Origin of the sequence: Stenotrophomonas sp. HMSC10F07, from assembly GCF_001807895.1 — a bacterium.
In the GTDB taxonomy this organism is placed as follows: Bacteria; Pseudomonadota; Gammaproteobacteria; order Xanthomonadales; family Xanthomonadaceae; genus Stenotrophomonas; species Stenotrophomonas sepilia.
On the sequence record NZ_KV791446.1, the window covers coordinates 42801 to 67189 of the forward strand.

27 protein-coding genes are annotated in these 24389 nt (G+C 65.6%); 26 read left to right on the forward strand and 1 reads right to left on the reverse strand.

Annotated features, from left to right (window positions below):
- Positions 1-246 precede the first annotated feature (246 nt).
- From HMPREF3114_RS18055 to HMPREF3114_RS18185, 26 genes are all read left to right on the forward strand, one after another.
- A complete protein-coding gene (locus tag HMPREF3114_RS18055) occupies positions 247-1857 on the forward strand; it encodes a DNA cytosine methyltransferase (RefSeq protein WP_070490217.1) in 1611 nt (536 codons plus the stop codon).
- Between the two features lie 243 nt (positions 1858-2100).
- A complete protein-coding gene (locus tag HMPREF3114_RS18060; protein WP_070490218.1) occupies positions 2101-2658 on the forward strand; it encodes a hypothetical protein in 558 nt (185 codons plus the stop codon).
- Between the two features lie 331 nt (positions 2659-2989).
- Positions 2990-3202 carry a hypothetical protein gene (locus tag HMPREF3114_RS18065; protein ID WP_070490220.1) on the forward strand — a complete coding sequence of 71 codons (213 nt, stop codon included), beginning with the start codon at positions 2990-2992 and terminating at the stop codon, positions 3200-3202.
- 21 nt (positions 3203-3223) lie between these two features.
- The gene (locus tag HMPREF3114_RS18070) at positions 3224-3616 is read left to right on the forward strand and encodes a hypothetical protein (protein ID WP_039016629.1); all 393 of its coding nucleotides are present in this window, start codon (positions 3224-3226) and stop codon (positions 3614-3616) included.
- A 210-nt stretch (positions 3617-3826) separates the two neighbouring features.
- Positions 3827-4564 carry a DUF5983 family protein gene (locus HMPREF3114_RS18075; protein ID WP_070490222.1) on the forward strand — a complete coding sequence of 246 codons (738 nt, stop codon included), beginning with the start codon at positions 3827-3829 and terminating at the stop codon, positions 4562-4564.
- 93 nt (positions 4565-4657) lie between these two features.
- On the forward strand, positions 4658-4936 hold the full coding sequence (locus HMPREF3114_RS18080; RefSeq protein ID WP_070490224.1) for a uridylate kinase: 279 nt from the start codon (positions 4658-4660) through the stop codon (positions 4934-4936).
- Between the two features lie 282 nt (positions 4937-5218).
- Positions 5219-6022, forward strand: a complete 804-nt coding sequence (locus HMPREF3114_RS18085; RefSeq protein WP_070490226.1) for a GTPase — start codon at positions 5219-5221, stop codon at positions 6020-6022.
- A 78-nt stretch (positions 6023-6100) separates the two neighbouring features.
- Complete coding sequence (locus HMPREF3114_RS18090) at positions 6101-6454, forward strand: DUF3085 domain-containing protein (RefSeq protein ID WP_070490228.1); 354 nt, start codon at positions 6101-6103, stop codon at positions 6452-6454.
- Between the two features lie 365 nt (positions 6455-6819).
- Positions 6820-7737, forward strand: coding sequence for a DUF3577 domain-containing protein (locus HMPREF3114_RS18095; protein WP_070490230.1), 918 nt, complete (start codon positions 6820-6822; stop codon positions 7735-7737).
- A gap of 57 nt (positions 7738-7794) precedes the next feature.
- Positions 7795-8484, forward strand: a complete 690-nt coding sequence (locus HMPREF3114_RS18100; protein ID WP_070490232.1) for a DUF3275 family protein — start codon at positions 7795-7797, stop codon at positions 8482-8484.
- A gap of 94 nt (positions 8485-8578) precedes the next feature.
- Complete coding sequence (locus HMPREF3114_RS18105; RefSeq protein ID WP_070490234.1) at positions 8579-8902, forward strand: conserved plasmid protein; 324 nt, start codon at positions 8579-8581, stop codon at positions 8900-8902.
- 98 nt (positions 8903-9000) lie between these two features.
- Positions 9001-9408: a hypothetical protein gene (locus HMPREF3114_RS18110; RefSeq protein WP_070490236.1), complete on the forward strand. Its 408-nt coding sequence runs from the start codon at positions 9001-9003 to the stop codon at positions 9406-9408.
- Positions 9409-9424: 16 nt separating this feature from the next.
- Entirely contained in the window at positions 9425-9685 is a 261-nt protein-coding gene (locus HMPREF3114_RS18115; protein ID WP_070490238.1) for a hypothetical protein, read from the forward strand.
- 76 nt (positions 9686-9761) lie between these two features.
- Positions 9762-10412, forward strand: coding sequence for a hypothetical protein (locus HMPREF3114_RS18120; protein ID WP_070490240.1), 651 nt, complete (start codon positions 9762-9764; stop codon positions 10410-10412).
- Between the two features lie 40 nt (positions 10413-10452).
- The gene (locus HMPREF3114_RS18125) at positions 10453-11586 is read left to right on the forward strand and encodes a DUF6094 domain-containing protein (protein WP_256337658.1); all 1134 of its coding nucleotides are present in this window, start codon (positions 10453-10455) and stop codon (positions 11584-11586) included.
- Positions 11587-11637: 51 nt separating this feature from the next.
- A complete protein-coding gene (locus HMPREF3114_RS18130) occupies positions 11638-11958 on the forward strand; it encodes a methyltransferase (protein WP_070490244.1) in 321 nt (106 codons plus the stop codon).
- Positions 11959-12046: 88 nt separating this feature from the next.
- Positions 12047-12352, forward strand: coding sequence for a hypothetical protein (locus tag HMPREF3114_RS18135; protein WP_070490246.1), 306 nt, complete (start codon positions 12047-12049; stop codon positions 12350-12352).
- A gap of 135 nt (positions 12353-12487) precedes the next feature.
- A complete protein-coding gene (locus tag HMPREF3114_RS18140; RefSeq protein WP_070490247.1) occupies positions 12488-14767 on the forward strand; it encodes a helicase-related protein in 2280 nt (759 codons plus the stop codon).
- 113 nt (positions 14768-14880) lie between these two features.
- Positions 14881-15732 (forward strand): hypothetical protein, encoded by an 852-nt coding sequence (locus tag HMPREF3114_RS21545; protein ID WP_256337654.1) that lies wholly within the window; start codon positions 14881-14883, stop codon positions 15730-15732.
- A 175-nt stretch (positions 15733-15907) separates the two neighbouring features.
- Positions 15908-16507 carry a PFGI-1 class ICE element type IV pilus protein PilL2 gene (locus tag HMPREF3114_RS18155; protein WP_070490249.1) on the forward strand — a complete coding sequence of 200 codons (600 nt, stop codon included), beginning with the start codon at positions 15908-15910 and terminating at the stop codon, positions 16505-16507.
- Positions 16504-17145 carry a hypothetical protein gene (locus HMPREF3114_RS18160; protein ID WP_070490251.1) on the forward strand — a complete coding sequence of 214 codons (642 nt, stop codon included), beginning with the start codon at positions 16504-16506 and terminating at the stop codon, positions 17143-17145. Before HMPREF3114_RS18155 ends, HMPREF3114_RS18160 begins: the two co-directional genes overlap by 4 nt.
- Positions 17146-17159: 14 nt before the next feature.
- A complete protein-coding gene (locus HMPREF3114_RS18165) occupies positions 17160-17885 on the forward strand; it encodes a TIGR03759 family integrating conjugative element protein (RefSeq protein ID WP_070490253.1) in 726 nt (241 codons plus the stop codon).
- Complete coding sequence (locus tag HMPREF3114_RS18170) at positions 17867-18457, forward strand: transglycosylase SLT domain-containing protein (protein WP_070490256.1); 591 nt, start codon at positions 17867-17869, stop codon at positions 18455-18457. Before HMPREF3114_RS18165 ends, HMPREF3114_RS18170 begins: the two co-directional genes overlap by 19 nt.
- Positions 18454-18993, forward strand: a complete 540-nt coding sequence (locus HMPREF3114_RS18175) for an integrating conjugative element protein (RefSeq protein ID WP_070490258.1) — start codon at positions 18454-18456, stop codon at positions 18991-18993. The genes HMPREF3114_RS18170 and HMPREF3114_RS18175 overlap by 4 nt, the downstream gene beginning before the upstream one ends.
- Before the next feature lie 4 nt (positions 18994-18997).
- Entirely contained in the window at positions 18998-21190 is a 2193-nt protein-coding gene (gene traD, locus HMPREF3114_RS18180) for a type IV conjugative transfer system coupling protein TraD (protein ID WP_070490260.1), read from the forward strand.
- A complete protein-coding gene (locus HMPREF3114_RS18185) occupies positions 21187-21948 on the forward strand; it encodes a TIGR03747 family integrating conjugative element membrane protein (protein ID WP_070490262.1) in 762 nt (253 codons plus the stop codon). The genes traD and HMPREF3114_RS18185 overlap by 4 nt, the downstream gene beginning before the upstream one ends.
- Before the next feature lie 4 nt (positions 21949-21952).
- On the opposite strand, the gene HMPREF3114_RS18190 is transcribed toward HMPREF3114_RS18185, so the two are convergent.
- On the reverse strand, positions 21953-24389 hold a 2437-nt coding region (locus HMPREF3114_RS18190), incomplete at its 5' end, for an ATP-binding protein (RefSeq protein WP_256337655.1).

The window sequence follows — 24389 nt, forward strand, 5'->3', positions numbered from 1 at the left end:
ACGGCGAAAAACTGGGCTCCTTTTGTGCGCGGATGTGCGCCAGAAGATGCCGGCGCCAACCACGACATGCGCCGGGTGCGATTGCTGACAGCAGACGGTTCTAGCGACGACCGGGCCTGCCAATCAGCCCACGGGTGGTTCTGTCCTCCCGAGCCGAAGGCCACCCGGCCTTCGGCGCCTTTCTCCTGCCCATCAACGTCCCGGCCCGACCACATGGTCCAGGGCCACACGAACAGGAGACCCGACATGAACCCGCAACCTCGCACCCCACGCGGTGCACCCCAGGCCGCGCCACTGCTGTACGGCAGCGTGTGCAGCGGCATCGAGGCCGTGAGCCTCGCCTGGCAACCCCTAGGCCTCGAAGCCGCGTGGTTCGCCGAAATCGAGCCGTTCCCGAGCGCCGTCCTCGCCCTCCGCTATCCCCTCGTGCCCAACCTGGGAGACATGACCGCGATCGCGCGCCAGGTGCGCGCCGGCACCGTGCCTGCGCCCGACATCCTGGTCGGCGGCACGCCGTGCCAGTCGTTCAGTGTTGCCGGTGCACGGCGCGGGCTGGATGACCCGCGCGGTGCCTTGACCCTCGCATATGTGGAGCTTGCCAATGCCATCGACCAAACCCGCCACCAAGACCGCCGCCCGGCGGCCACGCTCGTCTGGGAAAACGTCCCGGGCGTCCTCAACGACCGCAGTAATGCCTTCGGGCATTTCCTGGGGGCACTGGCCGGAGAAAGCCGCGCGCTCCACCCGCCAGGGGATCGGTGGGCGCACGCTGGTTGTGTGTCTGGACCCCACCGCCGCATCGCCTGGCGCGTGCTCGACGCTCAATATTTCGGTGTCGCCCAACGCCGCAAGCGCGTGTTTCTTGTGGCAAGTGGTGGAGATGACCTCGATCCCGCAGAAGTACTTTTTGAGCGCGACGGCCTGCGCGGGGATTCTTCGCCGGGCTGCTCGCCGTGGCAAGACGCTTCCCGCACTGCTGGACATGGCACTGCAGCAGCAGGCGGCTACGGCGGACTGAAGCAGCCCTATGGCAGGGTCACCATGACGTTCGGGTTCGGCGGTGGCAACACCGCAGGTCCTATCGACGTGGCCGCCTGCCTGACCGCCGCGCCCAGCCCGAAGAATGACTTTGAGGTCGAGACCTTCCTCGCGCAGTCCGTCGCGGGCAACATCACCCACACGCTCAGCACCGCCAATGGAGGCAAGGGCAGGAGCGAAGACGGCACCGGCAAGGGTGTTCCGATCATCGCCTTCACTGCCCAGGGCTGCGGCGGGGATGCGATGGAGAACCAAGCACCGACACTGCGCGCTGGTGGACACCGCAACAGCCACGCGAATGCGGGTGTGGTGCCAGCCGTCGCTTTCGCGCAAAACTCCCGTGGCGAACTGCGGCTCGAATCTGGTCACGGCCAGCTTGCTGGAACGCTTTCCACGGGCGGCGGCAAGCCGGGCCAGGGCCGGCCCATGGTGCTGAGCGCGGCGTTGCGTGGCCGCGCCGAAGGACTGGCCTTGGAACTGGGCGGCAACGTAGCGGCCGCACTACGCACCAGCGGCGGCGGCGCGGACAAGCCCCATGTGCTGACCCCCGACTTCGAGGCGCATTTCCGCTACGACTGGAACGAACCTCGTTCCGGCGAATCGCCGCACTGGCACGTGCGGCGGCTGATGCCCGTTGAGTGCGAGCGGCTGCAAGGAATGCCCGACGACTACACGCTGATCCCGTACCGTGGCAAGTCCGCCGCGGATGCTCCGCGCTACAAAGCAATCGGCAACTCCATGGCTGTCCCGTGCATGGCATGGCTGGGCCAGCGCCTGGTGCAGTACCTGCACAAGACGGGCTCGACCGCTTCGGATTGATCAGCGACGCAGCCTGCGGGCCGCGCCATTCTCCCTCCTGCATTGCCGATGTATCGGCAGCAGCCCGCAGCCAGGGTGTCAAGGCTGCCGCGGGTTCCACCCGTGCCACCCACCAGTTCGCCTCGGCATCTCACCGGCGAACGCTGCCCACCGGGGCATCGATGCTTTTTTTCTCCAACCCACGGGATGGCCGCCACGTCCCGTCAGGGGTATGTCGCCACCCGGTCGATTTCAGGACTTCCCATGGATAACATCACCGAGCAAGACCGCATCACGCTGAAGAACCTCAAGGTGGCCGACTTCGCCAGCGAGGAAACGATGTGCTTCAGCGCCACCGTCGTGTTCGACGGCACTCCCATCGCCGAGGCCCGCAACGACGGCCACGGCGGCTCGACGTTCCTCCTCGCGCTCAAGGGCAAGGCTGCGCTTCTGACGCAGGCCGAAGCCTTCGCCAAGGGTTTGCCGCCTGCGCCGATCGACCTCGGCCAGGAGGGCGAAGACCCTCACTACATCGACATGACGCTCGACTTCCTGGTCGATGAACTGGCCGACGCCATGCACGCGGAACGCAAGGTGCGAGCCGCGTTCAACCGCGACATCGGCAACAAGGTGCTGTTCATCAAGGGCGGCAAACTGCTGTTCATCAAGGGCATCAAGCTCAAGGCCATCGCCGACCGCAAAGCGTACTTCGCTTCGCTGCGCGCCAGGCAGGCCCAGCCCATCGTCATCCTCGCCGAGCTTGCGCCCGAGCAGGCATTCGACCTGTGGAAGCAGCATGTGCTGGGCGACAAGGCCGACTGACCCAGCACCATCGCACCCTCCTGACAGCCCTGCACTCGTGCGGGGCTTTTTCTTTTCCCCGTGCCCATCAATCGGGGCTAGGCCGGATGCCGTTTTCCAACTGACGCGACGCGGCCTGCGCACGAAGCTGCCCGCATGTTCGCTGATTCGTCAGCACATGCCAGCAGCCAGGGTTCCAGGCTGCCGCGGGTCTCTCCCGCGTTGCCCACCAGTCCGCATCGCATCCATTCCGCGGACGCGCGTCCTCGTGACGCTGATGCTTTTTATCAACCGCGTGCGGGAGCTGCCATCCCGTGAGGGACGAGGTCCCGCTTTTCCAAGGAGCCCGTCCATGTGCCAGCAAGCCTCTTTCGGCCAACTGGCCCTGACCTACTGCGGCAAGTTCCTGCCGCTCGAAGTCCTGCAAAGCGCCGCCGGTCACTACATCGGCACGCGCGATACCGAAGGCCCCGTTTCGCGGGAATCCCGCGAGTACTTCCGCAGCTATGCCGCGGCTAAACGTGCCCTCGAAAGAGGCGGCTGGTCCCAGCTCGCCATTCCCTGATCCAACTGGAGGAATCACGTCATGAACCAGCTTCTACCGCGGGAAGTCGTCGATCAGATCATGCGGGAAGAACAGCATTTCGCGGCCGCGCCCCAAGCCTTTTTCGAGGCATGGAAGCGCGGTGTCGAGATCGCTGGCCCCGAATGGTTCGGCGACGGCACCCGCGAAGGTCTGAACCAGGCCAAGAGCAAGTGGGATCTGCGTCCCAACATGCTGCAGCTCAACGATGCCCTCGGCGTCCTGAGCAGCGGGGAACGCATGTTCCTGTCCGCCATGGTCAGCTTCTACAACGCGCGCGAGGGCGGTGCCATGCTCAAGCGCTGCCACTTCAACGGACTGTCGGACTTCGACGGTCTCGACCTGCAACGCCGTAAGGTCCTCGCCGACCTGCTCGTGAACTACAACGGCTGGTGAGCCGGTCTCCGGCACACCACCACGTCTTCGTTCACTCCCCACGAGGGACACGCGCCCACGAGGCCGTGCCCCTTTTTATTCTCCCGTAGTCCAGCGCAGTGCTGACAACGCCATGGTCGGCGCTGCCTGACGCTTTTTCCATTTTTCAACCCACCGGGTCCAATTCCCGGTGGCGGGGATTGGCTCCATTATTCAATCTGGAGAGATCCCATGTCCCAGAATCCTAATCCCTTCCTTCGCGGCTACTGGAATCTGAAAATCGTCCGCACGCTGTGCATCAGCTACGACGATGGAAGCCCGCACGTCTGGCGAACCATCCACGCGAGCCAGGATCACCTCTCCGACGAGAAGCTGGTCTCTTCGTCCTGCATCGTCACCAACGATTTCGCGGTGGTCAGCAATGGCCCCGAACCCGTGGGTGCCGAGGTGCTGGCCGAATGCGACGCCGGCGAAGGCGTCAGCGGCGAAGGTGTGATCGGCGCCGTGGTCTATGCCGTCCATGGCGACGACTTTGACGGTCGCCCGGTCCACATCGGTGACACCTATTCGGCCGAGGCTGCGCGGGAAGTGGTGCAGCGCCTGAGTTTCGAGACCGGCTATTACAGCCGGTGCTGGGAGATCAGCCGTGAGCACATCACGGTCGATACCTGGCACTACCTCGCCGACCTGGCGGACATCGCCACGCCGGAGGCCATGCTGTTCATCGCCTTCCGTGTGCCGTACAGCCCGGCGATCGGCGTCAAGCTGATCTCCACGCCCTGGACGGACCAGAACCTGGAGCACGCCGAGGGCATCACCGCCGAGCAGCTTCGGCAGGAGCACCGGAACAAGGGCATGCCGGACGACCTGGCAAACATCCTTGAACTGGCCGGCCAGGCCGATGTGCGCATCCTCATCCTCGACGCCGACGCACCCGCGTTGCTGGGCCTGCCGCTGGCCGAGCCCTAGCAGCCGCGCGACACGCCGTCCTTCCTCTTTGTCCCCCCATGCCAGCCCGTCTCCCCCAAGAGCCGGGCTGGTCCATTTCATAGGAGCAACCTCATGTTCCCCGACCTCATTTCGCGCGCACCGGACTTCGAGCACCAGCTCGGAGCCTGCATCAACGCCATGAGCCAGGACGACGCCATCGGCCAGATCCTGGTATTCGAGCGCACGCACGGGACGCTGCACATGCGCTACATCGCCGGCGCCGACCTGGTGGGCACCGACATTGATGACTACGAAATGGTCGTCTTCGACGGTGGCAACACCAGCGGCGACACCTGGAAACATATCTTCTTCCCGCGTCAGCGCGAGCACCACTTCGTGTACGAAGCCTGACCCGACCAGCCCCTTTCGAGGGGCTTCTTCTTGCCCGCAGCGCAGGAAACCGGGTGCGACGCGGTGCCGCTTCATGCGGGCGGGTAGCCCGGCCCAGGGCCATCCTGCCCCCATGTTCGTCGGCGTTGCCGACACATGCCCAGGCAGCCGAGACCTTCGAGGCTGCAAGCACGGGAAGCCGTGCTGGTCGTTTCTTCCTACGGACGCACCGCGTCCACCCACCCACAAGGGACCTCTCCCTTGCGGGCGGGGAATCCCTTGTTCTTCCTCAAGGAGATTCCCATGGACCGTTCCCTCATCAAATCCATGATGCCTTCGCTTGTCGCAGGCCATGTGCCCCGCAACGTGCGGTCGTTCAAGTACCGCGTGTTCGATGATCAGCCGCAGTCCTCGACGCTGGGCTTCGCCATCGACCCCCAGCCCTTCGACGGCAAGGTGGTCGCGGCGAACGATGACGCCATCGTCGTCAAGCTCAAGCCCAGCGAGTTCGCGGTGCTCGATCCCCACCTGGTGACCACCGTTCCCAGTGAAGGCGCCAAGGTGCATGTCCAACCGTATGCCCGCCGCCGCTTCGACGGCCTGCGCGCGGACACCCCGGAAGTAGTCACCGAGAAGACCGCGGACGGTGTTCCCTACACCATCACCAGGCACATCCTCGGCTCCGCGCCTGCCAAGCTGCCCATCCCCGAACCGCAGTGCATGGAACTGGGACAGCTCATCCAGCAGTTGGAGGAAATGCCGGCTCCCGACGGGTTCCGGCGCATCACCCACATGCTGGTCGATGCGGGCGCCCGCGACTTCACCTGGGTCGATCCGAAGCCGTCCAAGATCATCGAGACGCCGCCGGCGATCAGCTTCACGGTTTCGACCGCGAAGTTCGAGGGCCAGGTGACGATCCTCTACGACCGCGGCGGCGATACCTACGTGGTGGAGCTGCGCCGCGACGGCGAGATGGTAGATCGGCACGACGAGGTGTATTTCGACATGCTCGGTGAAGTGTTGGATCGGCTCATCGACGACGGGCGCTGGCGCCTGATCGACGTGAGCGTCATCGACGCCAAGGCAACCAAGCGACGCTACGGCTGATCGCAGCCTACCGGCGACTTGCCCCCATAGGCCTTCCATCCATTCGGGTGGAGGGCCTTTTTCTTCAGGAGATCAACCATGTCACTGCGATTCAAAGGTTCCGACCTGCGCCCCGTGCTGGCCGAAGCCATTGCCAACCAATGCCGCGTCGTCCTCGCTAAGGACCAGGGCGTGTACTTCCTCGCCGAGCAGGGAGAACGCCGTCCCGATGGCCGCGTGAAGCTGCTGGCCTATGCCGTCGGCTGCAACCCGGATACCGACCCGTTTGACGACTGGTGGGAACTGGCGCGCGCCGAGCTGGGTGGCGACGACTTCGGCGAGTTCTTCGACCCGAACGACCGCGTTTTCACCCGTATTCTGCAAAGCTCGGATGATCTGGAGCTGTCCGCCACCTCGACGCACCTGTCACTGACAGCGGTGGAATCGGCATAGCTAAAAAATCTCTGTATACCCCTCGAAGCCCCCAGTTTGGGGGCTTTCTTCTTGGCAGAACTTGGCGACCCGGACAAAGAGAAAGACCCGGATGCCGATTGATTGCTGCCGCGTGCGCGAGGCATGGACATGCTGCCCCCATGCCTGCTGACGTTGTCAGCGACATGCCAGGCAACCATCGGTCTTCGAGGTTGCCGCGCAGCTCCCACTGCGTGACCGAGCCAGCTCGCACCGCATCCATCCGCGAGCGGCCACCAGTCCTGGTGGCGGATGCTTTCGCCTTATCAACCCACCGCGGGGTTACGCACCTTTCCCCGCATGCGTGGGGCTGGTGTGTCTCCGCTTCATCCCAATGGAGATTCACCATGAACACCACGTCCAACGAGAAATCGTATTTCGACCTCCACACCTCGGGCATCGGCTACATCCAGCGTGTCCGCGAGGTTCCCGTCCGGGGCGGTCGCCGCGCGCAACCCTTCTTGGCATGCACCATCGCCGCGCTGGTCGGTTCCGCCAAGGACCCCAGCTACCGCTACTTCGACGTCAAGGTCTCGGGTGCCGAGGCCAAGAAGCTGGTCGAGCGCTACATCGGCGTTGACGATCCCAAGCAGCGGCCGCTGGTTCGCTTCCGCCTCGGCGACCTCTGGGGCGATGCGTACATCCGCGACAAGGGTGAACACAAGGGCCAGGCCGCCGCGTCTCTGAAGGCGCGACTGTTGAAGGCCGAGCCGCTTGACCGGGCCGAACTGGCTTCGATCAAGCAGCACGAGTTGATCACCCGCGGCATCGGCTACCTCAGCCGTCCGAAGGACGTCTCCCCCAAGGATGGCGATCCGTTCCTGTCGTGCTGCGTCGCGGCGCTGGCCGGACCTGTCGGTGAACCGGAATATCGGTACTTCGACACCATCGTCGCCACCCCTGAAGCCGAGCACCTGGTTCGCCGGTGCGTGCAGGCCATCGAAGGGGACCGCAAGGTGCTGATCGCCTTCCGTCTGAACGACATGAAGATCGATTCGTACATCCGCACCAAGGGCGAGCGCGCCGGGGAACCGGGAGCGAGCCTGGAATCGACGCTGGTCCACATCGGTCTCATCAAGATCGACGGCACCCAGGTTTATCCGACGAGCCAGGCGCAAGCCGAGGCGCCGCAAGCCGAGGACGCACCCGCGCCCGAAGCCGAGGTTGCCGCCGACACCGCTGCCGACCAGCCTGTCGAGCCCGCCGAGCGCGAGCCCGCAGGTGAAGTCGAGGAGCAGGAGCCGGCATTGGCTGCTTCGTTCTGATCCGGCATGGCCCCTCACGGGGCCTTGCCTTTTTCCTATTCCCCAAGGAGAACCATCATGGCAGTCACATCGGCGCCCGAGCAATCGGGTTCGCCCATCACCGTCCCAGGCCAACTCACGCTGCGCACGATCCGCGGAAGAAACGGCCCTTTCAACGTCGGCCGACTTGTCACCCCCGTCGGCAAGTTCGCGGTGAAGGATGCGGAGCTGGAGCAGTACCCCGAAGGCAAGTACGACGGGGAGTTCGTCATCCGCTACATCTTCCCGAAGTCCTATCCCGTCGGCGACGGCATGCGGTTCGAGATCCGTGCCAACCTGGACGGGATGACGCTCAACGGCATCGACAAACTGAGTCGGGACGAGGCACGCAGCTTCACCACCCAAGAAGTCGATCCGCTCGATGAAGAACTGGGCGCGCAGCCTGCGGCAACGCCGGCCAAGTCCGCCAAGGCATCCATACCCGCCAAGCCCGCATCCGTGCAGGCGTCCGCGGACCCGCTGATCGATACCACGCCTTTTGGTGTGGATGCCCCGCCGCCCGCTGCGGCTGCTGCCCCCGGCAGCACCGAAGATGGCGACTCCGCGCTGTTCGGGCTGCTCTGGCCGCTGGGAGAGTCCGTGAAACTGGATTCCACCATCGACCGCCGCACCCTGCGCGCGCAGATCGCCCGCCTGGGTGAACTGGGCTACGCGCTGGACTTCAAGACGCAGGAGTGGAGCCGCCAGGCCGAACTGCAACCTGCGTGATCGCAGACGCCGCATCCGCGGTGTTCTTCATCCACCCGCCGGGGTTCCTTCCCCATGCGGGGGAGGCTCCGGCTTTCTTCTGGAGGTCTCCATCATGTCCACCATCGCTTGCGATGCACCTCATTCCACGCTGGACGAACCCGCGTGGCGCGCTGTCTGCAAGACGGCCGCCTTGCACGCCCAGCGTGGTTGCGGCCTGTCCTGGGATCACTGGGTCACACTTTTCAGTTCGGAGATCGACGCGCAAGCCAGTCGGTTGCCGGAAACCCAGCGGGCTCAGGCCCTGGAAATCGCGACCCAGGAATGGGACTACGCAACACCTGCCGAACGGCAGGAAACGCAGGAGTGGAACGCTGCAAACGGCTACTGCTCCCATGGCATCGAACTGGGCTACTGCCCAGCCGGTTGCGGTTCCTAGTCCGCACCGGACTCCATCGCCGCACGCGCGGCATCCATCACCCGCTGGGGGCTCTCCCCACGGGGAGGTCTCCGGCTCGATTCTTCAGGAGGCCTTTCATGGGCTGGTATTTCTCCCCCCAATCGCGGTCTGAACTGATCGCGGAACTGATCGCACCGCAGGAGACCGAGCGCGCCAGCGTCAAGGTCATCGCCCACGCGCTGCGCGGCAACGTCCTGTGGTCCGTCGCGGAAGTGACGGCCAAGGTCGAAGGCGTGCATCGTCATCTGGCACCGGGTCAATCCCTGCGCTATATCCGTTGCGATCTGATCGAACGCAGCGGCGACCAGTGGGGCTACAAGCCGCTGGACGAGTCCATGCACCCGTACTACTACTCGTGCCCGCTGTCCTATCTGGACCTCGCACCGGAGCAGTCCGCCGACTGGCGTGCAGGCGTTCGCGCCTACCACGTGCGGCGGCGCACACCCACGGCACCTGCGGCACCCACCGCAGTGCTGATGGCCTGAGCCAGGAGGAACCGACATGGACCCGATCCTGGCTGCGCTCCCGCCCGCGCTGTTGAAGGTCGTGGAAGGGAGTTTGTCCAACGACGAAGTTTCTTCCGACGAGGAAATGCTGGAGTACTTCATCAGCAACGGCCTCACCGAGGAACAGGCGCGGCAGGCACTGACCTACCGCGACCAGTACCTCAACAACATCTACCTGGAGGGCTTCACGCCAATCACTTCAGTAGATGAGGCGCTTCACTTCAACCCGCACACCCGGCAGTTCGAGCCGGACTGAGCGGCTTTCTTCCACCCCCTGGGGCAGTACTTGCCCCAGCGGGCGGTGCTGTTCCCGTTCATCCGAGGACACCACCATGCCCGCAAACACTTCTTCCACCACGCTGTATCGCATCGACGAATGCTCCGACGTGATGGCCGACGCTTGCGTCGGCGATGACCAGGGCAATCTGATCTTCCTGTCGATCTGGGCGCGCGACACCGCCATCCAGCAGTTCCTCGCTCGTCTGACCCTCGGGCGCGACGAACAGGGCCTGGACCAGTTCCACGTCATCACCGACCAGGGCGGCAGCGTCCCGGTGTTCGTCAGCAACGTCGATCGCCTGGAAAAGCGCATGACCCGCGCCTACCGGCGAACGCTGTTCGGTTCGCTGTCCAACGTGTGGCTGTTCGACCGCCGCTGCGTCAAGCCCGACAAGGCCAACGCCAGCGCACTGGCATTGCTGCCCAAGGGCAGCGCCGACCGGCTTGACCGCCTGTGGATGCTGGTACGGGACACCTGCCCACTGCCGCTGCTCGACCACTGGCGCGAAACCGTGCTGGAGCTGTTACAGATCCGCGAGATGCTGGTCCGCCTTCCGTTCGCCCTCGGGCCGCTGGAAGGCCATCGGCTCGCCACCGACGTGCCGGCGCTGACCCTGGCGCTGTGCTCCCTGATCCGCAGTGACGTGCTCACCGCCTATCCCTATCCGGCCAAGATTCGGACGCCGGAAGCGGTAGCAGCTTGACCCACCCGCGAGAGCACGCCAAGGCGTGCTTTCGCACTCCATCCCCGCCAACCAGGAGACTTCCATGGCCCTCATGTTCCCGCGGCTCGCCCGCAATTTCGCCAAGAACGGGTATTACCCGACCGATGAACCCACGCTCGAAAGGGCCCTCAACGCACTGATGCCCAGCGATGGCCCGATGTGCATCCTCGATCCCTGCGCCGGCGAAGGCGTGGCGATCGCCGAAGCTGTTCATGCCCTCGGGCGCGAGCAGGCCAAGGCGTTCGCCGTCGAGTTCGACGCGGAACGGGCACGCCATGCCCGCGGCATGGTCGATCACTGCCTGCATGCGGACCTGATGGACACGATGATCTCCAAGCAGTCGTTCGGGCTGCTCTGGCTCAACCCGCCGTATGGCGATCTGTCCAAGGACGTCAACGGCAACATCGGCTATCAGGGCCAGGGCCGTCCCCGCTTCGAGAAACTGTTCTACCAGCGCAGCCTGTCGCTGTTGCAATACGGCGGCGTGCTGGTCTTTATCGTCCCCGGCTACGTGCTCGACGCGGAACTGGTCGGCTGGCTGACACGCCACTACACGGACCTGCGGATCTACCGAGCGGTGGAGACGCAGTTCAAGCAGGTGGTGATCTTCGGCCGCAGGGTGCGTCAGCGCGAGCTGGCACCCGATGGTCTCAAGGCCGTGCGCAATCTGCTGTTGCAGGTCGGGCTTGGTGAAGTCGAAGCCGAGGAGCTGCCGAGCGAATGGCCGTTCCTGCCGTACATCGTCCCCGCCAGTCCGGCCGAGCCGGAGCACTTCTTCCGCGTGACGATGGAGCCGGAGCAGTTCGCCGATGAAGTCGGCCGGCTGCAAGGCCTCTGGCCGTCGCAGGACACGCACTTGGGGGCCGCGCAGCAGTCGCTGCGTCCACCGGCACGTGCCTTGTCCCACTGGCATCTCGCCCTGGCCCTGGCCGCGGGCGCGATCTCGGGGGTTGTGCGCTCCAAGACGGGGCGCGTGCTCGTCGTCAAAGGTGACACCCACAAGGACAAGACGCTCCAGCGGGAATTCACCGAACGCGAAGACGGCTCCATCGCCGAGACCCGCATCCTCACCGACAAGTTCGTGCCCGTCATCCGCGCGTGGGACATGACGCCCGGCTCCGCTACACGGGGCGAGGTCCTGACCATCCGTTAATCCACCGGACGCGCTGCCGTCCTGCTGTACCACCTCGAAGGAGAAACACCCATGTTCTCAAGCCTGTTCAAGCGGCCCGCGCCGCAGAAGCAACCGTTGTTCGCACCAGGTACGTTGCAGTTGAGCGAGAAGGTGCATTGGCTGGCCAGCAAAGGCCTGATCGACCCCTTGGCTCTTGTCCAGCGCCATGTGCGCGGTGACTGGGGCGAGACCGATGAGGCCACCCGTCAAGCCAACGATGTCGCAATCCGCGGGGACGATCCGATGATCTCCCACTTCAGGATCACGCCCGAACTGGTGTTGATCGTCGAAACCCGCGAGGACCACCAGACCACGGTGGTCCAGCTTCCCGAAGAGCGGGACATGATCTGACAGCACCATCGTCGTGTTCATCCACCTGCCGGAGCCACTTCACTCCGCCAGGGGTGTCGTGGCTCAATGACTCATCAAGCAGGAGCCCATGGCATCACATCGCATTGAAACCTACTGCCACAGGCTGGCGTTTCCAATCGGTGCGCTCATCTTCAGCAGGGGCATCGATCGCCTGGTTCGCACGGGGCGCCTCGACCCGATCCCGTACTTCAGGCGCCACACCCGTGGCGACTGGGGCGACGTCAACATCCAGCAATGGCAGGCCAACAGCACTGCACTGCAATCCGGTGCATCGCTGGAATCCCGCTACGTGATCCATCCGGGGCTGGCCATCCGCATCGTCACCGATGCGGAGCGCAGCGCCACCGTCGTCGTGCTGCCGTCCGAAGACTGATCACGATTCACCAGCAGGCCGCCACGGCCGGCAACTTCGACCACCTCGGCCAAGCGCCGATTTCCTTCCCACTGCGGGGCATGCCATTGCCCCGCTGGGGGTGGTGCATGCCCCATTTTTCATTGGAGCATCACCATGTCCCTCGATCTCGAAACCACTGCCGCTGAAGCCGCGCCCGTACAGGGCGAACTGCTCGATGCGGAATCTTCCCCTCTGACCCTGAGCCTTCAGGATTTCGTCGGCGAGTTCGGCGACGAACTGCTTGACGCCCTCAATAGCGCAAATCCGCCGGTCTATAACGGCCAGCCGCAGGCGCACCGGCAACTCGTCGTCGCCAGCCTCAAGCGCAAGCTGTTCCCGGCCCAGGCCGAAGTCGTCCACGCCGCCGCCGAGCTGCTGATCGATCGTGGCGAACGCGCCGCGATCGTCAATGGCGAAATGGGCTGCGGCAAGACGACCGTCGGCATCGCCACGGCCGCTGTGCTCAACGCCGAAGGCTACCGCCGCACCCTGGTTCTTTCGCCGCCGCACCTTGTTTACAAGTGGCGGCGCGAGATCCAGGAGACCGTGGCAGGCGCCAAGGTATGGGTGCTCAACGGGCCGGACACGCTCATCAAGCTCATCAAGCTGCGCGAGCAGTTGAATGTCCAGCCCACGGGCCAGGAGTTCTTCGTCTTGGGCCGGGTCAGGATGCGGATGGGGTTCCACTGGAAGCCCGTCTTCACCCAGCGGCGCACCCGTCACGGCGACGTGGCGGCGTGCCCGGACTGCGGCACGGTCATCACCGACCTCGACGGCGAGCCGGTCAATCCGGGCGCGCTCCAAGCCGAGGAATACCGCAGGAAGTGCAGCCATTGCGCCGCGCCCCTGTGGACGCTGATCCGCCCGCGCAGCCTGTCCGGCAGTGACCAGTCCTCGGCCGTGCTCAAAGCCCTGAAGCGCATCCCGACCATCGGGGAAGTTACCGCGCAGAAGCTGATGCAGAAGTTCGGCGACGGGTTCCTGGCGTCGATGCTGGGCGACAACATCCACGAGTTCATCAACTTGATGGATGCGAACGGCGAGCTGGTGTTTTCCGACCGTCAGGCCACGCGCATGGAGCGTGCGATGGCCAACATGGAGTTCGGCTTTGGCGAGGGCGGCTACCAGCCGTCCGAGTTCATCAAGCGCTACCTGCCGCAAGGCACGTTCGACCTGTGCATCGCGGACGAGGCACACGAGTACAAGAACGGTGGCAGTGCCCAGGGTCAGGCTATGGGCGTGCTGGCGGCGAAGGCTCGCAAGACCTTGCTGCTGACAGGCACGCTGATGGGCGGCTACGGGGACGACCTGTTCTACCTGCTGTTCCGAGCCCTGCCTGGGCGGATGATCGAAGACGGCTACCGGCCGACCACGAGCGGCAGCATGACCTCGGCGGCCATGGCGTTCATGAAGGACCACGGGGTCCTCAAGGACATCTACTCCGAAAGCACCGGCACGGCGCACAAGACGGCCAGGGGCACCAAGGTATCGGTGCGCACGGTCAAGGCTCCCGGCTTCGGGCCGAAGGGGGTCTTGCGGTGCATCCTGCCGTTCACGATCTTCCTCAAGCTCAAGGACATCGGCGGCAACGTCCTGCCGCCGTATGACGAGGAGTTCCGTGAAGTCGCAATGGACACGGCGCAAGCCGCGGCCTACCGCGACCTGGCGGGTCGGCTGACCGCGGAGCTGAAACAGGCTCTGGCGCGACGCGATACGACGCTGCTGGGTGTGGTGCTCAACGTGCTGCTGGCCTGGCCGGACTGCTGCTTCCGGTCGGAAACCGTGGTGCATCCGCGCACGCGCAACACCTTGGCGTTCGTCCCGGCTCAGTTCAACGAGTTCGAGGTGACGCCGAAAGAGCGCGAGCTGATCGACATCTGCAAAGAGGAAAAGGCGCAGGGCCGCAAGGTCCTGGCCTACACGGTCTATACCGGCACGCGCGACACCACGTGGCGCTTGAAGGTATTGCTGGAGCAAGAAGGTTTTCGGGTGGCGGTGCTGCGCGCAAGCGTGGACGCCAGCCGCCGCGAGGACTGGATCGCCGAGCAACTGGACCGTGGCGTCGACGTGCTCATCACCAACCCTGAGCTGGTCAAGACGGGCTTGGACCTGTTGGACTTCCCGACGATCGTTTTCATGCAGTCGGGCTACAACGTGTACTCGCTCCAGCAGGCGGCACGCCGCTCCTGGCGCATCGGACAGAAACAGCCGGTGCGCGTGATCTACCTCGGCTACGCCGGTTCCTCGCAGATGACCTGCCTGGAGCTGATGGCCAAGAAGATCATGGTCTCGCAGTCCACCTCGGGCGACGTGCCCGAATCGGGCCTGGATGTGCTCAACCAGGACGGTGATTCCGTCGAGGTCGCGCTGGCCCGGCAACTGGTCGCCGCCTGATCCCCACGCCAACGCCGGCCTCGCGCCGCCGGCTTTCCGTTGGTCCCACCTTGCAGCCACGCACACGGTCTCCGTGGACGTGGCTGCGCATTTTTCATTCCAAGGAGATTTCCATGAACACCCATACCCAATCCACGCCCGAAAACGTGAAAGCCCGCCTGACGCTCGACGTGACCTGTTTGCTCGACGGCGAGGCCGCGTCGGAAATATTGGCACGGCTGCAACGCATGTGGGTCCGCGCCATCGGCGAGAGGTTGCTAATCGATGAGACCGCCGCGAAGGTGGATGCTTGGTCGATCGAGGTGACCGAGTTGCCCTCGGCGACTAACAGCGATGCGCTCGAAGCCAAGATCGCCGCCTTCATGCAGCAGCGCATCGAGGACGGCAACCTCGGTGCAGAGGACATTCCCTTGCGCCTGGCGCGCTATGGGCTGATGGCCCCCGAGGATTTCATCGACGAAATGCGCGAGCGCATGGGCATGGCCGACGAAGTGCCCTCGGGTCAAGCCATCATCCCCTCGACCGAACCTGCCGACGGCGGTGAGATCGAGATGCAAGTCGCGGTTGCCTGCATCGATGCCTCTGGCAGTCCCGACATGCCGGTCTTCAAGGTCAGGGTCACCCAGGAGGAATACGACCTGGATATCCACTACGACAAGGCCAGGGACTTGGCCGAGGATGCCCGCTACGAAGGGCCGTTCATCTGCTTCGACGCTGCCGAATACGGCCCCATCCTGTCGGCCGCCCGCGAACTGGGGCTTGTTCCGCAGGTCGTCGTGGTCGATATAACCGAAGGCCAGATCCACTCCATCCGCTGCGACAGCGGCGAGATCAAGGTCATCTGCTACGACACCAGCGACACTGGAGAGTATTCGGCGGCGGTGGCGAACCGGCCGCTCGGCGAGAACGGGCAGTTCGTGCGCTGCTGGTCGCACACCCAACTGGCACAGTCGATCCCGGCCTGAAGCTGGCTCGGGATTGGTCGGGCGAAGCCCGATGCGTTTTCACTGGCCCCTTCGGGGGCCTTTTTCTTTGGAGCGGGGCTACCGGGAAATCGGGCGCTGCCTGGTTCGCATTGTTTGCTGCCGCTCGTGGCCCGAGCGGCGATGGTGAGGGCTCGATGTTTCAGGACGACGCGCCATGTGCCCATCTCCACCTTGGTTTCACCATCCCGAACGCCGCCTGCTGGCGGGTTTTCTCGGCCTACTTTGGTCGGTGCTGGCTGGCGGCTGCGCGACGACGAGCGCGCCGGTCGCGCCCGACACCATCGAGGAAGTCTCAGCCGCGCCCGCACCCGATGCGCCCGAGTACATCCCCGTCGTGCGGTACGGCCGCTACACCCTCGTGGAACTGGCACCGACAGCAGAGCAGCGCGACCTGCTGTTGCAGACCATCGACGTGTCGATGCCCGAGGATGCCCGCGCCACTGTCGGCGACGGGCTACGGCATGTGCTCAAGCGCAGCGGTTACGGCTTGTGCCAGACGGCGCACGCGGTGATCGAGCTGTACGCACTGCCGCTGCCGGCGGCGCACCTGCACCTCGGCCCCATGACCCTGCGCGATGCGCTGCTCACCCTGGCTGGTCCGGCCTGGGAACTGCACGCGGATGACCGCGCGCGGCAAATCTGCTTCGAGCGGCCCGGCGACAGCATGACCGCCGACAACGTACCCGCGCCGCCCGCCACCGAGGCGGTGCAGACGTTCCCGCTGGCACCCGCGGCATCGGGAGGTCAGCCATGAACGACCCGCAGCCCGCCCATCGTTCAACGGCCGTCGTGGTGGTGCAGAGCCTGATGTGGCTCTGGCTGATCGGCCTCAGTGTCCTCGTTGCCCTCGGCTACCAGGCGATGAACGACCAGGCCGACCAGGAGCGCCTCGATTCCCGCCTGCAACGCCTCGAAGCGCAGTCGACAGGCTTGGCCAAGACCGTCGAGGCCATCCAGCAGCGTCCGGCCGTCGCCACGGCGGCAGACCTCAAAGACACCCGCCAAATCCTGGAAGCACGCGCGGCCCAGGTCGAGAAATCGCTGAGCGTCTATGCCGCCACCGACGATCTGCAGGCGCTGCGCGCCGAAGTCGAGCAGATCAAGGCACGCCAGACCGCCGCGCGTGCCGCCGCACCCGTCCGGCCGCGCGCACCGAGCAAGTCAGCCGCCATGCCCGAACCACCGCCGCTCCCGTTCCGCATCGTCGGTGCCGAACTGCGTGCCGGCGAGCGCAGCGTGTCCGTCGCGCCGAGCAATGGCGACTTCACGCCCGACCAGCTTCAGGTGCTGCTACCCGGCGATGCGGTCGGCCCGTGGCGCTTGCAGGCCGTCGAGGGCAACACCGTGGTGTTCCAGGCCGGCGACCAGACCCGCCGCGTGGCGATTCCCTGACCGGAGCAGATCGCATGAAGCCGTCGATCATCCTTTCCGCGCTCCTGCTGGCGTCCGCCCAGTGGCCCGCTTGGGCACAGCAGCCGCCTGCGGCTCCCGCCCGCAATGCACAGAGCCAGGAGCGGCCGCTGGTCGCTCGCGTTCTGGACGACCGGGTGGCGAGCGACTGGGGCCTGCAACCGCAGGAGTGGGCGCGCTACCGCGAGCTGATGGACGGGCCGCTGGGCATCTACTCGCCCAACCTGGACCCGCTTTCGGCCCTGGGCATCGAGGCCCGCACCGACGAGGAACGGCACCGCTACGCAGAACTGCAGGTGCAGGTCGAAGCGCGCCGCGTGGAGAAGCTGCTTGCCTATCAGCGCGCCTACGACGAAGCCTGGCAGCGACTGAATCCCGGCATGCAGCGTGTGAACCTGCCGGACGACAAGCCGGTCGCCGGCGCCACGCGCGGCTCCGGCCGCACGGCGGTGTTCGTCAAGGACGGCTGCGATGCCTGCGGCCAACTCGTGCAGCGCCTGCAATCGGCGGGCGCTCACTTCGACCTGTACATGGTCGGCAGCCGCCAGGACGACGCGCGCATCCGCGACTGGGCCAAGCGCGCGAACGTCGATCCGGCGCGCGTGCGTAGCGGCAGCATCACGCTCAACCATGACGGCGGCCGCTGGCTGTCGCTGGGCCTGCCCGGCGAGTTGCCCGCGGTCGTGCGCGAGGTGAACGGCCAATGGCAACGCCAGCCCTAGCGGCGCCGTTGCGCGCACTGGTGCTCGCTGTTGGCCTGTGCGCCTCCGCCGCCCACGCCCAAGAGGTTCCGCCGCCGGCCTACCAGCTCGCCGCGCAGCGCGCGGGCGTCCCTTCGACGGTGCTCTACGCGGTGGCATTGCAGGAGAGCGGCATCCGCCGCCACGGACGCATCGTCCCGTGGCCGTGGACCCTGAACGTCGCCGGCCAATCACACCGCTACGCCACTCGCGCCGACGCCTGCACTGGCTTGCAGCAGGCAATGCGCTCCACGCCGCACACGCGCATCGACGCGGGCCTTGGCCAGATCAACCTCGGCTACCACCAGCAGCGTTACGCCAGCGCGTGCGACTTGCTCGACCCGTACCGCAACCTCGCCATCGCCGCCGAGATCCTGCGCGAGCAGCACACCCCGGGCGAAGACTGGTTGCTGGCGATCGGCCGCTACCACCGTCCTGCCGGAGGCGAGCCTGCCGCCCGCTACCGGCGCAGCGTATCCCGCCACCTTGCCCGCGTGCAGGGCGCGCGCCCAACCGTCGCGGTCCTCGCCGCGCGCCAGGAGATATCCCCATGACGACATCCCATCTGGCCTTGCGGGGTCTGCTCATGCTGCTGGCAGGCCTGCCGCTGGCCTCGCTTGCCGGCGAGCCGCTGATCGTGGTCGAAGACCGCGGCGGCGCGTCGGCGCTACCGTACTACGAAGCCCTGAACCTCCAGCCGCCTGCCAACGCGCCGGCCCGGCCACCGATCCCGACACCCCAGGTTCCCGCCACGCCGGCGGACGAGGCCGCGATGCTGCCGGTGCGCAGCGCCAAGCTCACGCCCGGCACCGTCGTGCGGCGGGTCATCGAAGCGCCGGGCCTGCGTCCTTTCGTGGTCGTCGGCGACGACGAGGCGTCCCATGCCTGGCTTCGCCGCCAGGCGACCGCGCTGCGCGAGCGTGGCGCGGTCGGTCTCGTGGTCAACGTCGAGACCATGCAGGGCCTGGCGCGGCTGCGCGCACTGGTGCCCGGTGTACCCCTCGCGCCCGCGTCCGGCGACGATCTGGCCGAGCGTCTGGGCCTGCGGCACTACCCGGCGCTGATCACGGCCACCGGCATCGAGCAATGAAGCCATGTCGGGGAAACAGCCGGTCGAGGTACTGCTACGCCCAGCGGTGGAGCTATACACCGTTGCCGCATGCGCGGGCGCCGCGTTTCTGTCCCTGGTGGCCCCATGGTCGCTCGCGCTGAGCCCGTCCATGGGCGTCGGCAGCGCGCTGGCGTTCGGCGCCTACGGCGCCATCCGCTACCGCGATGCCCGCGTCATCCTGCGCTACCGGCGCAACATCCGCCGCCTGCCGCGTTACGTGATGACCAGCAAGGACGTGCCGGTCAGCCAGCAGCGCCTGTTCGTGGGGCGCGGCTTCCTGTGGGAGCAAAAGCACACCCATAGGCTCATGCAAACGTACCGGCCGGAGTTCCGCCGCTACGTCGAGCCGACGCCTGCCTACCGTCTGGCGCGGCGCCTGGAAGAACGGCTGGAGTTCGCGCCGTTCCCACTGTCCCGGCTGCCTGCGCTCACCGGCTGGGACGTGCCTTTCAACCCGGTGCGGCCGCTGCCACCCGTCGGTGGCCTGCCGCGCCTGCACGGCATTGAGCCCGAGGAGGTGGACGTCAGCCTGCCGCTGGGCGAGCGCGTCGGCCACTCGCTGGTGCTGGGCACCACGCGCGTCGGCAAGACCCGGCTGGCCGAACTGTTCGTGACCCAGGACATCCGGCGCGTGAACGCCGCGGGCGAGCACGAAGTGGTGATCGTCATCGATCCCAAGGGAGACGCGGACCTGCTCAAGCGGATGTACGTCGAGGCCAAGCGCGCGGGCCGCGAAGGCGAGTTCTATGTGTTCCACCTGGGCTGGCCGGACATTTCCGCGCGCTACAACGCCGTGGGCCGCTTTGGCCGCATCAGCGAGGTGGCCACCCGCGTCGCGGGACAGCTTTCCGGCGAAGGCAACTCGGCCGCTTTCAGGGAATTCGCGTGGCGGTTCGTCAACATCATTGCCCGCGCCCTGGTGGAGCTGGGGCAGCGCCCGGACTATATGCTGATCCAGCGGCACGTCATCAACATCGACGCGCTGTTCATCGAGTACGCCCAGCACTACTTCGCCAAGACCGAGCCCAAGGCCTGGGAGGTGATCGTCCAGATCGAGGCCAAGCTCAACGAGAAGAACATTCCGCGCAACATGATCGGGCGCGAGAAGCGCGTGGTGGCGCTGGAGCAGTACCTCTCGCAGGCGCGCAACTACGACCCGGTGCTGGACGGCCTCCGCTCGGCGGTTCGCTACGACAAGACGTACTTCGACAAGATCGTCGCCAGCCTCTTGCCGCTGCTGGAGAAGCTCACCAGCGGCAAGATCGCGCAGCTCTTGGCCCCGAACTACTCCGACCTGGCGGACCCGCGCCCGATCTTCGACTGGATGCAGATCATCCGTAAGAGGGCCATCGTCTATGTGGGCCTGGATGCGCTCTCCGACGCCGAGGTCGCCGCAGCGGTCGGCAACTCGATGTTCAGCGATCTCGTGTCGGTCGCCGGCCACATCTACAAGCACGGGATCGACGATGGCCTGCCGGGCGCATCGGCCGGTGCGCGCGTGCCGATCAATGTCCACGCCGACGAATTCAACGAGTTGATGGGCGACGAGTTCATTCCATTGATCAACAAAGGCGGCGGTGCAGGCCTGCAAGTCACCGCCTACACGCAGACGCTCTCGGACATCGAGGCCCGCATCGGCAACCGCGCCAAGGCCGGTCAGGTCATCGGCAACTTCAACAACCTATTCATGCTGCGTGTGCGTGAGACCGCGACCGCCGAACTGCTGACCCGGCAGCTACCGAAGGTCGAGGTCTATACGACCACCATCGTCAGCGGCGCGACCGACAGCTCGGACATTCGCGGGGCGACGGATTTCACGTCGAACACCCAGGACCGCATCAGCATGTCCAGCGTGCCGATGATCGAGCCGTCGCATGTCGTCGGCCTGCCCAAGGGCCAGTGCTTCGCGCTGCTCCAGGGAGGCCACCTTTGGAAAGTGCGGATGCCGCTGCCGGCGCCGGACCCGGACGAGGTGATGCCGGCAGATTTGCAGCAACTGGCCGGGTACATGCGCCAGAGCTACAGCGAAGCGACGCAGTGGTGGGAGTTCACCAGCTCCCCGGCCTTGCAGGATACCGGCCTGCCCGACGACCTGCTGGATGACGCCGCTGCGGCCGAACCTCCCGCAGTAGCCAGCGCCACCGACGATGGTGCGGGCAATGAGGCCTCGCCATGAAGGACGCCGCCTCGACTGCGCAGCGGGAGCAGAACCAGCGTCAGGGCCTGATCGTCGGCACCATCACCTTGCCGTTCCGGCTGCTCGGGGTGCTGATCGGCTCGCTGCTGTTTTCGATCGTCGTGGAGTGCGTCGGCATGCACCTGTTCTGGAAGGACCAGGGCTGGCGGCACTCGCAGCAGATGTTGCAATACGAGCTGGGACACTTGTCCAGTCATTTCACCCGCAGCGTGGTCGTGCAGGAGCCAGGGCGCACAGCACATGAGCTGGTGGACACTGGCTACGAATGGGTGTTCGTTCGCTCCGGTCTGCTGAAACGCATGAGCCAGACCGCCAAGCGCGCCCGCGCGCCCAGCCACGAGAAAAACCAGGACGAGGGGCGCAGCTTTCGCTATTACATCAGCCAAGTCTATGTCTGGACCGAAAGCTACCTGATCGCTGCCGCCTTCACGACGCTGACCTTCCTGGTGCGCCTGCTGGTCCTGGTGCTCACGCTACCGCTGATCTTCACCGCCGCATTCGTCGGCCTGATCGACGGACTAGTTCGGCGCGACGTGCGCCGCTTCGGCGCGGGCCGGGAATCCGGTTTCATCTACCACCGAGCGAAAGCCAGCCTGATGCCACTGGCCGTGCTGCCGTGGGTCACGTACCTGGCGCTGCCGATCTCGGTGCATCCATTGCTGATCCTGCTGCCGAGCGCCGCCATGCTGGGACTGGCAGTCAGCCTGACCGCAGGTAGCTTCAAGAAGTACCTTTAGGCATTCAGCGTCTCTGCAAGACGTCCAGCGCGGCATCGAGGGCCGCGACCGATTCGACAACGACCCTAACGGTGGCACGGTCGAACTCGTGATCACGCTGCGAATCGTGCACGCCGCTATTGAGGTAACCCCACTCGATGCTTGCGCCGTTAACGTTGAGCAAAGCGACGAGGGCTGCAACCGCCTGCGGCGCGCCATCGTGTTGCGCGGCGATCCGATCCACCGCTGATCGCAACTTGGCGCACTTGTTGTTCAGCTCCCAAGGCGAACGAGGACCACCCAGCTTGATCTCGATTCGACCATCGACTCGCCGTCCCAGCCATGTCCAGAGACGGTCCGTCAGACTCTCCAACGCCGGCCGGGCCTGCCGCAACGCCTCACGCTTTTCATCGGCCGCCAACGCCTGCTGCGCCAGCAGAACATAGTTCTTCGTGGGTGGATCACTGTCCACGCGCAGCTCGTGTTCCCCTTGGTGCGGAAGGAACTTGTAGCGCTTAATAGCACCAGCGCGGCGGGCGCCCAGCTCCTGCTGGATGCGATGCAGGAATTCCTCGGCGTGCGAGGTGAGGATGACTTGCTTGCCGTCGAGCAGACCGTCTTCGAAGAAGGTACGCCAGATGCCGTCGCGGTGGTCATCGTCGATTGCATTGACGACATCATCGAAGATGACCACGGGGCATCCCTGTGCGATGTTCTTGGCGAGCAGTATGGCCAGGCCGAGGCACTTGATGTGCCCCTCGCTGAACACGATCAGTGCGTCGTAGCGGGTGCCTGGCTCCCCGGTAAACTCCACCTCGATCTTGCCGTTCTCGGCCACGGGCAGCCACAACGCGTGCAGCAGATCGCCGGGCGGATCGCAACGATTGAATGCGTTGTATAGCTGGCGCGCCTGTTCTCCCAGCCCTTGGAGCAGCACACCCGGCAGTGCGGCAAGGTAGGCTTGGATCTCGGGCAAAAAGCCGTCGTAGGCAACCTTGACCCGCTGATGGTGTGCCACCACCGCCACTTCCGCAGCGACGGCCTCGATCAGTTCGCGGTTCGCCTCGTCGAACTGGGCTACGGTCTGGCGGGCGGTGGCCAGATCCTGATCGGCAGCCCCCCGCATGGTGCGCAGCCGTTCGACCTCCAACTGGTGCAGCTGTAGGCCATCTCGCTCCTGTGCCAATGCGCCGCGCTGGGCATGCACTTCCCGCGCCTGCGCGTCGATCCCTTCAATGGTCTCGGCGATTCGCAGCAGACCGTTCCAGGCACGCCGATCTCCATCGACCCAGGCACCAAGCCAGTTGCCGGCCGCAGTGGGAGGCAGCAGCGGCAGGCCAGCACCCTGTGATTCGGCCGGACAGGCAACGGCACCAGCCGTCACCACGCGCCGCATCTCCTCCCACAGGACCCGGATCGCCTCGCTCAACTGCGTGCGATGACCCGCCTCCTGCTGTTGGAGGGCAGCCAGTTGCGCGAGCTGCTCCAGGCCTACGCGCGCCTTGGCGAACGGATCCTGCGCCACGGCGGCTAGTGCGGTTCCGCAGGCCGGGCAAGCCGTCGCCCCGTCCGCCAGTGCCAACACGGCCTCGTAGAGCTTCGCGTATGACACCTCCCCGGCGCGGGCGGCGAGCTGTCCGGAGGATGCCTGCCACAGTCCCTGGATCCGGTAGGCCTCTGCCAGCAACGCCTGCAGACGGGCCTGCGTCACTTCATAAATGGCAGGCGGGTTGGCGTCCAGTTGTGCCTGGACGTAAGGCAGCCGACCTTGTTGGTGTGGTGTACCGAGCAGCCAGTCGACGCAGGCCTGGTAGGTTGCGCCGGGCGACATGCGCTGCGCCAAGGCCTGCTCTAGGGCCTCGACCGCAGCAATCTTCTGCGGATAGGCGGCGATCGTCTGCTCGGAGTTCGCCAACTGTACGCGGCGCTGTGCCAGCTGCGCGGCTTGGACACCGGCGAGCATCAGGTCCTGATCGAGCGAGGGGTTGAAGCCCCGCACGAATTCGCTGAACTGGTCCACGCCGAACAGGGTTGCGATCAGCTGCCGCTGGTCGCCCGGCGTCCGCGCGGCGATGCGCGCAAAGTCGTCCAGGCGGTTCTTCTCGATGAAGCAGAAGCGGTATTCAGCTTCGTCCGGCTGGACAGCCTGGGGCCGGTCTTCATCCCGGGACGATAGGACAGGCGCGACATGGCGGCGCAGGCGAGCGTTGTTGCAGTAGGCCCGTTGGTCGACCCGCTTGACTTGCGCCTCGCTGATCGAGCCGAGCATGGCAATTTCCAGTGCCTCGCAGAAGCTGCTCTTACCAGTGCCGTTCGCACCGTAGACCAGGGTGATGTCATGGCTGAGGTCGAATGTCTCCTGACGCATGAAGCCCCGAAACGGCCCGACCTCGAGCTGATGCAATCTCCCGAGGGCCGGCCCGGCTTCGGGGCGACCCGCCTCTGCATCGAATGCGGCGGGG

What these genes read in the sequence shown, in the direction of transcription:
- HMPREF3114_RS18055 (WP_070490217.1), top strand. Translation starts at nt 247, where the DNA reads ATGAACCCGCAACCTCGCACCCCACGCGGTGCACCCCAGGCCGCGCCA.
- HMPREF3114_RS18060 (WP_070490218.1), top strand. Translation starts at nt 2,101, where the DNA reads ATGGATAACATCACCGAGCAAGACCGCATCACGCTGAAGAACCTCAAG.
- HMPREF3114_RS18065 (WP_070490220.1), top strand. Translation starts at nt 2,990, where the DNA reads ATGTGCCAGCAAGCCTCTTTCGGCCAACTGGCCCTGACCTACTGCGGC.
- HMPREF3114_RS18070 (WP_039016629.1), top strand. Translation starts at nt 3,224, where the DNA reads ATGAACCAGCTTCTACCGCGGGAAGTCGTCGATCAGATCATGCGGGAA.
- HMPREF3114_RS18075 (WP_070490222.1), top strand. Translation starts at nt 3,827, where the DNA reads ATGTCCCAGAATCCTAATCCCTTCCTTCGCGGCTACTGGAATCTGAAA.
- HMPREF3114_RS18080 (WP_070490224.1), top strand. Translation starts at nt 4,658, where the DNA reads ATGTTCCCCGACCTCATTTCGCGCGCACCGGACTTCGAGCACCAGCTC.
- HMPREF3114_RS18085 (WP_070490226.1), top strand. Translation starts at nt 5,219, where the DNA reads ATGGACCGTTCCCTCATCAAATCCATGATGCCTTCGCTTGTCGCAGGC.
- HMPREF3114_RS18090 (WP_070490228.1), top strand. Translation starts at nt 6,101, where the DNA reads ATGTCACTGCGATTCAAAGGTTCCGACCTGCGCCCCGTGCTGGCCGAA.
- HMPREF3114_RS18095 (WP_070490230.1), top strand. Translation starts at nt 6,820, where the DNA reads ATGAACACCACGTCCAACGAGAAATCGTATTTCGACCTCCACACCTCG.
- HMPREF3114_RS18100 (WP_070490232.1), top strand. Translation starts at nt 7,795, where the DNA reads ATGGCAGTCACATCGGCGCCCGAGCAATCGGGTTCGCCCATCACCGTC.
- HMPREF3114_RS18105 (WP_070490234.1), top strand. Translation starts at nt 8,579, where the DNA reads ATGTCCACCATCGCTTGCGATGCACCTCATTCCACGCTGGACGAACCC.
- HMPREF3114_RS18110 (WP_070490236.1), top strand. Translation starts at nt 9,001, where the DNA reads ATGGGCTGGTATTTCTCCCCCCAATCGCGGTCTGAACTGATCGCGGAA.
- HMPREF3114_RS18115 (WP_070490238.1), top strand. Translation starts at nt 9,425, where the DNA reads ATGGACCCGATCCTGGCTGCGCTCCCGCCCGCGCTGTTGAAGGTCGTG.
- HMPREF3114_RS18120 (WP_070490240.1), top strand. Translation starts at nt 9,762, where the DNA reads ATGCCCGCAAACACTTCTTCCACCACGCTGTATCGCATCGACGAATGC.
- HMPREF3114_RS18130 (WP_070490244.1), top strand. Translation starts at nt 11,638, where the DNA reads ATGTTCTCAAGCCTGTTCAAGCGGCCCGCGCCGCAGAAGCAACCGTTG.
- HMPREF3114_RS18135 (WP_070490246.1), top strand. Translation starts at nt 12,047, where the DNA reads ATGGCATCACATCGCATTGAAACCTACTGCCACAGGCTGGCGTTTCCA.
- HMPREF3114_RS18140 (WP_070490247.1), top strand. Translation starts at nt 12,488, where the DNA reads ATGTCCCTCGATCTCGAAACCACTGCCGCTGAAGCCGCGCCCGTACAG.
- HMPREF3114_RS21545 (WP_256337654.1), top strand. Translation starts at nt 14,881, where the DNA reads ATGAACACCCATACCCAATCCACGCCCGAAAACGTGAAAGCCCGCCTG.
- HMPREF3114_RS18155 (WP_070490249.1), top strand. Translation starts at nt 15,908, where the DNA reads ATGTGCCCATCTCCACCTTGGTTTCACCATCCCGAACGCCGCCTGCTG.
- HMPREF3114_RS18160 (WP_070490251.1), top strand. Translation starts at nt 16,504, where the DNA reads ATGAACGACCCGCAGCCCGCCCATCGTTCAACGGCCGTCGTGGTGGTG.
- HMPREF3114_RS18165 (WP_070490253.1), top strand. Translation starts at nt 17,160, where the DNA reads ATGAAGCCGTCGATCATCCTTTCCGCGCTCCTGCTGGCGTCCGCCCAG.
- HMPREF3114_RS18170 (WP_070490256.1), top strand. Translation starts at nt 17,867, where the DNA reads ATGGCAACGCCAGCCCTAGCGGCGCCGTTGCGCGCACTGGTGCTCGCT.
- HMPREF3114_RS18175 (WP_070490258.1), top strand. Translation starts at nt 18,454, where the DNA reads ATGACGACATCCCATCTGGCCTTGCGGGGTCTGCTCATGCTGCTGGCA.
- traD (WP_070490260.1), top strand. Translation starts at nt 18,998, where the DNA reads ATGTCGGGGAAACAGCCGGTCGAGGTACTGCTACGCCCAGCGGTGGAG.
- HMPREF3114_RS18185 (WP_070490262.1), top strand. Translation starts at nt 21,187, where the DNA reads ATGAAGGACGCCGCCTCGACTGCGCAGCGGGAGCAGAACCAGCGTCAG.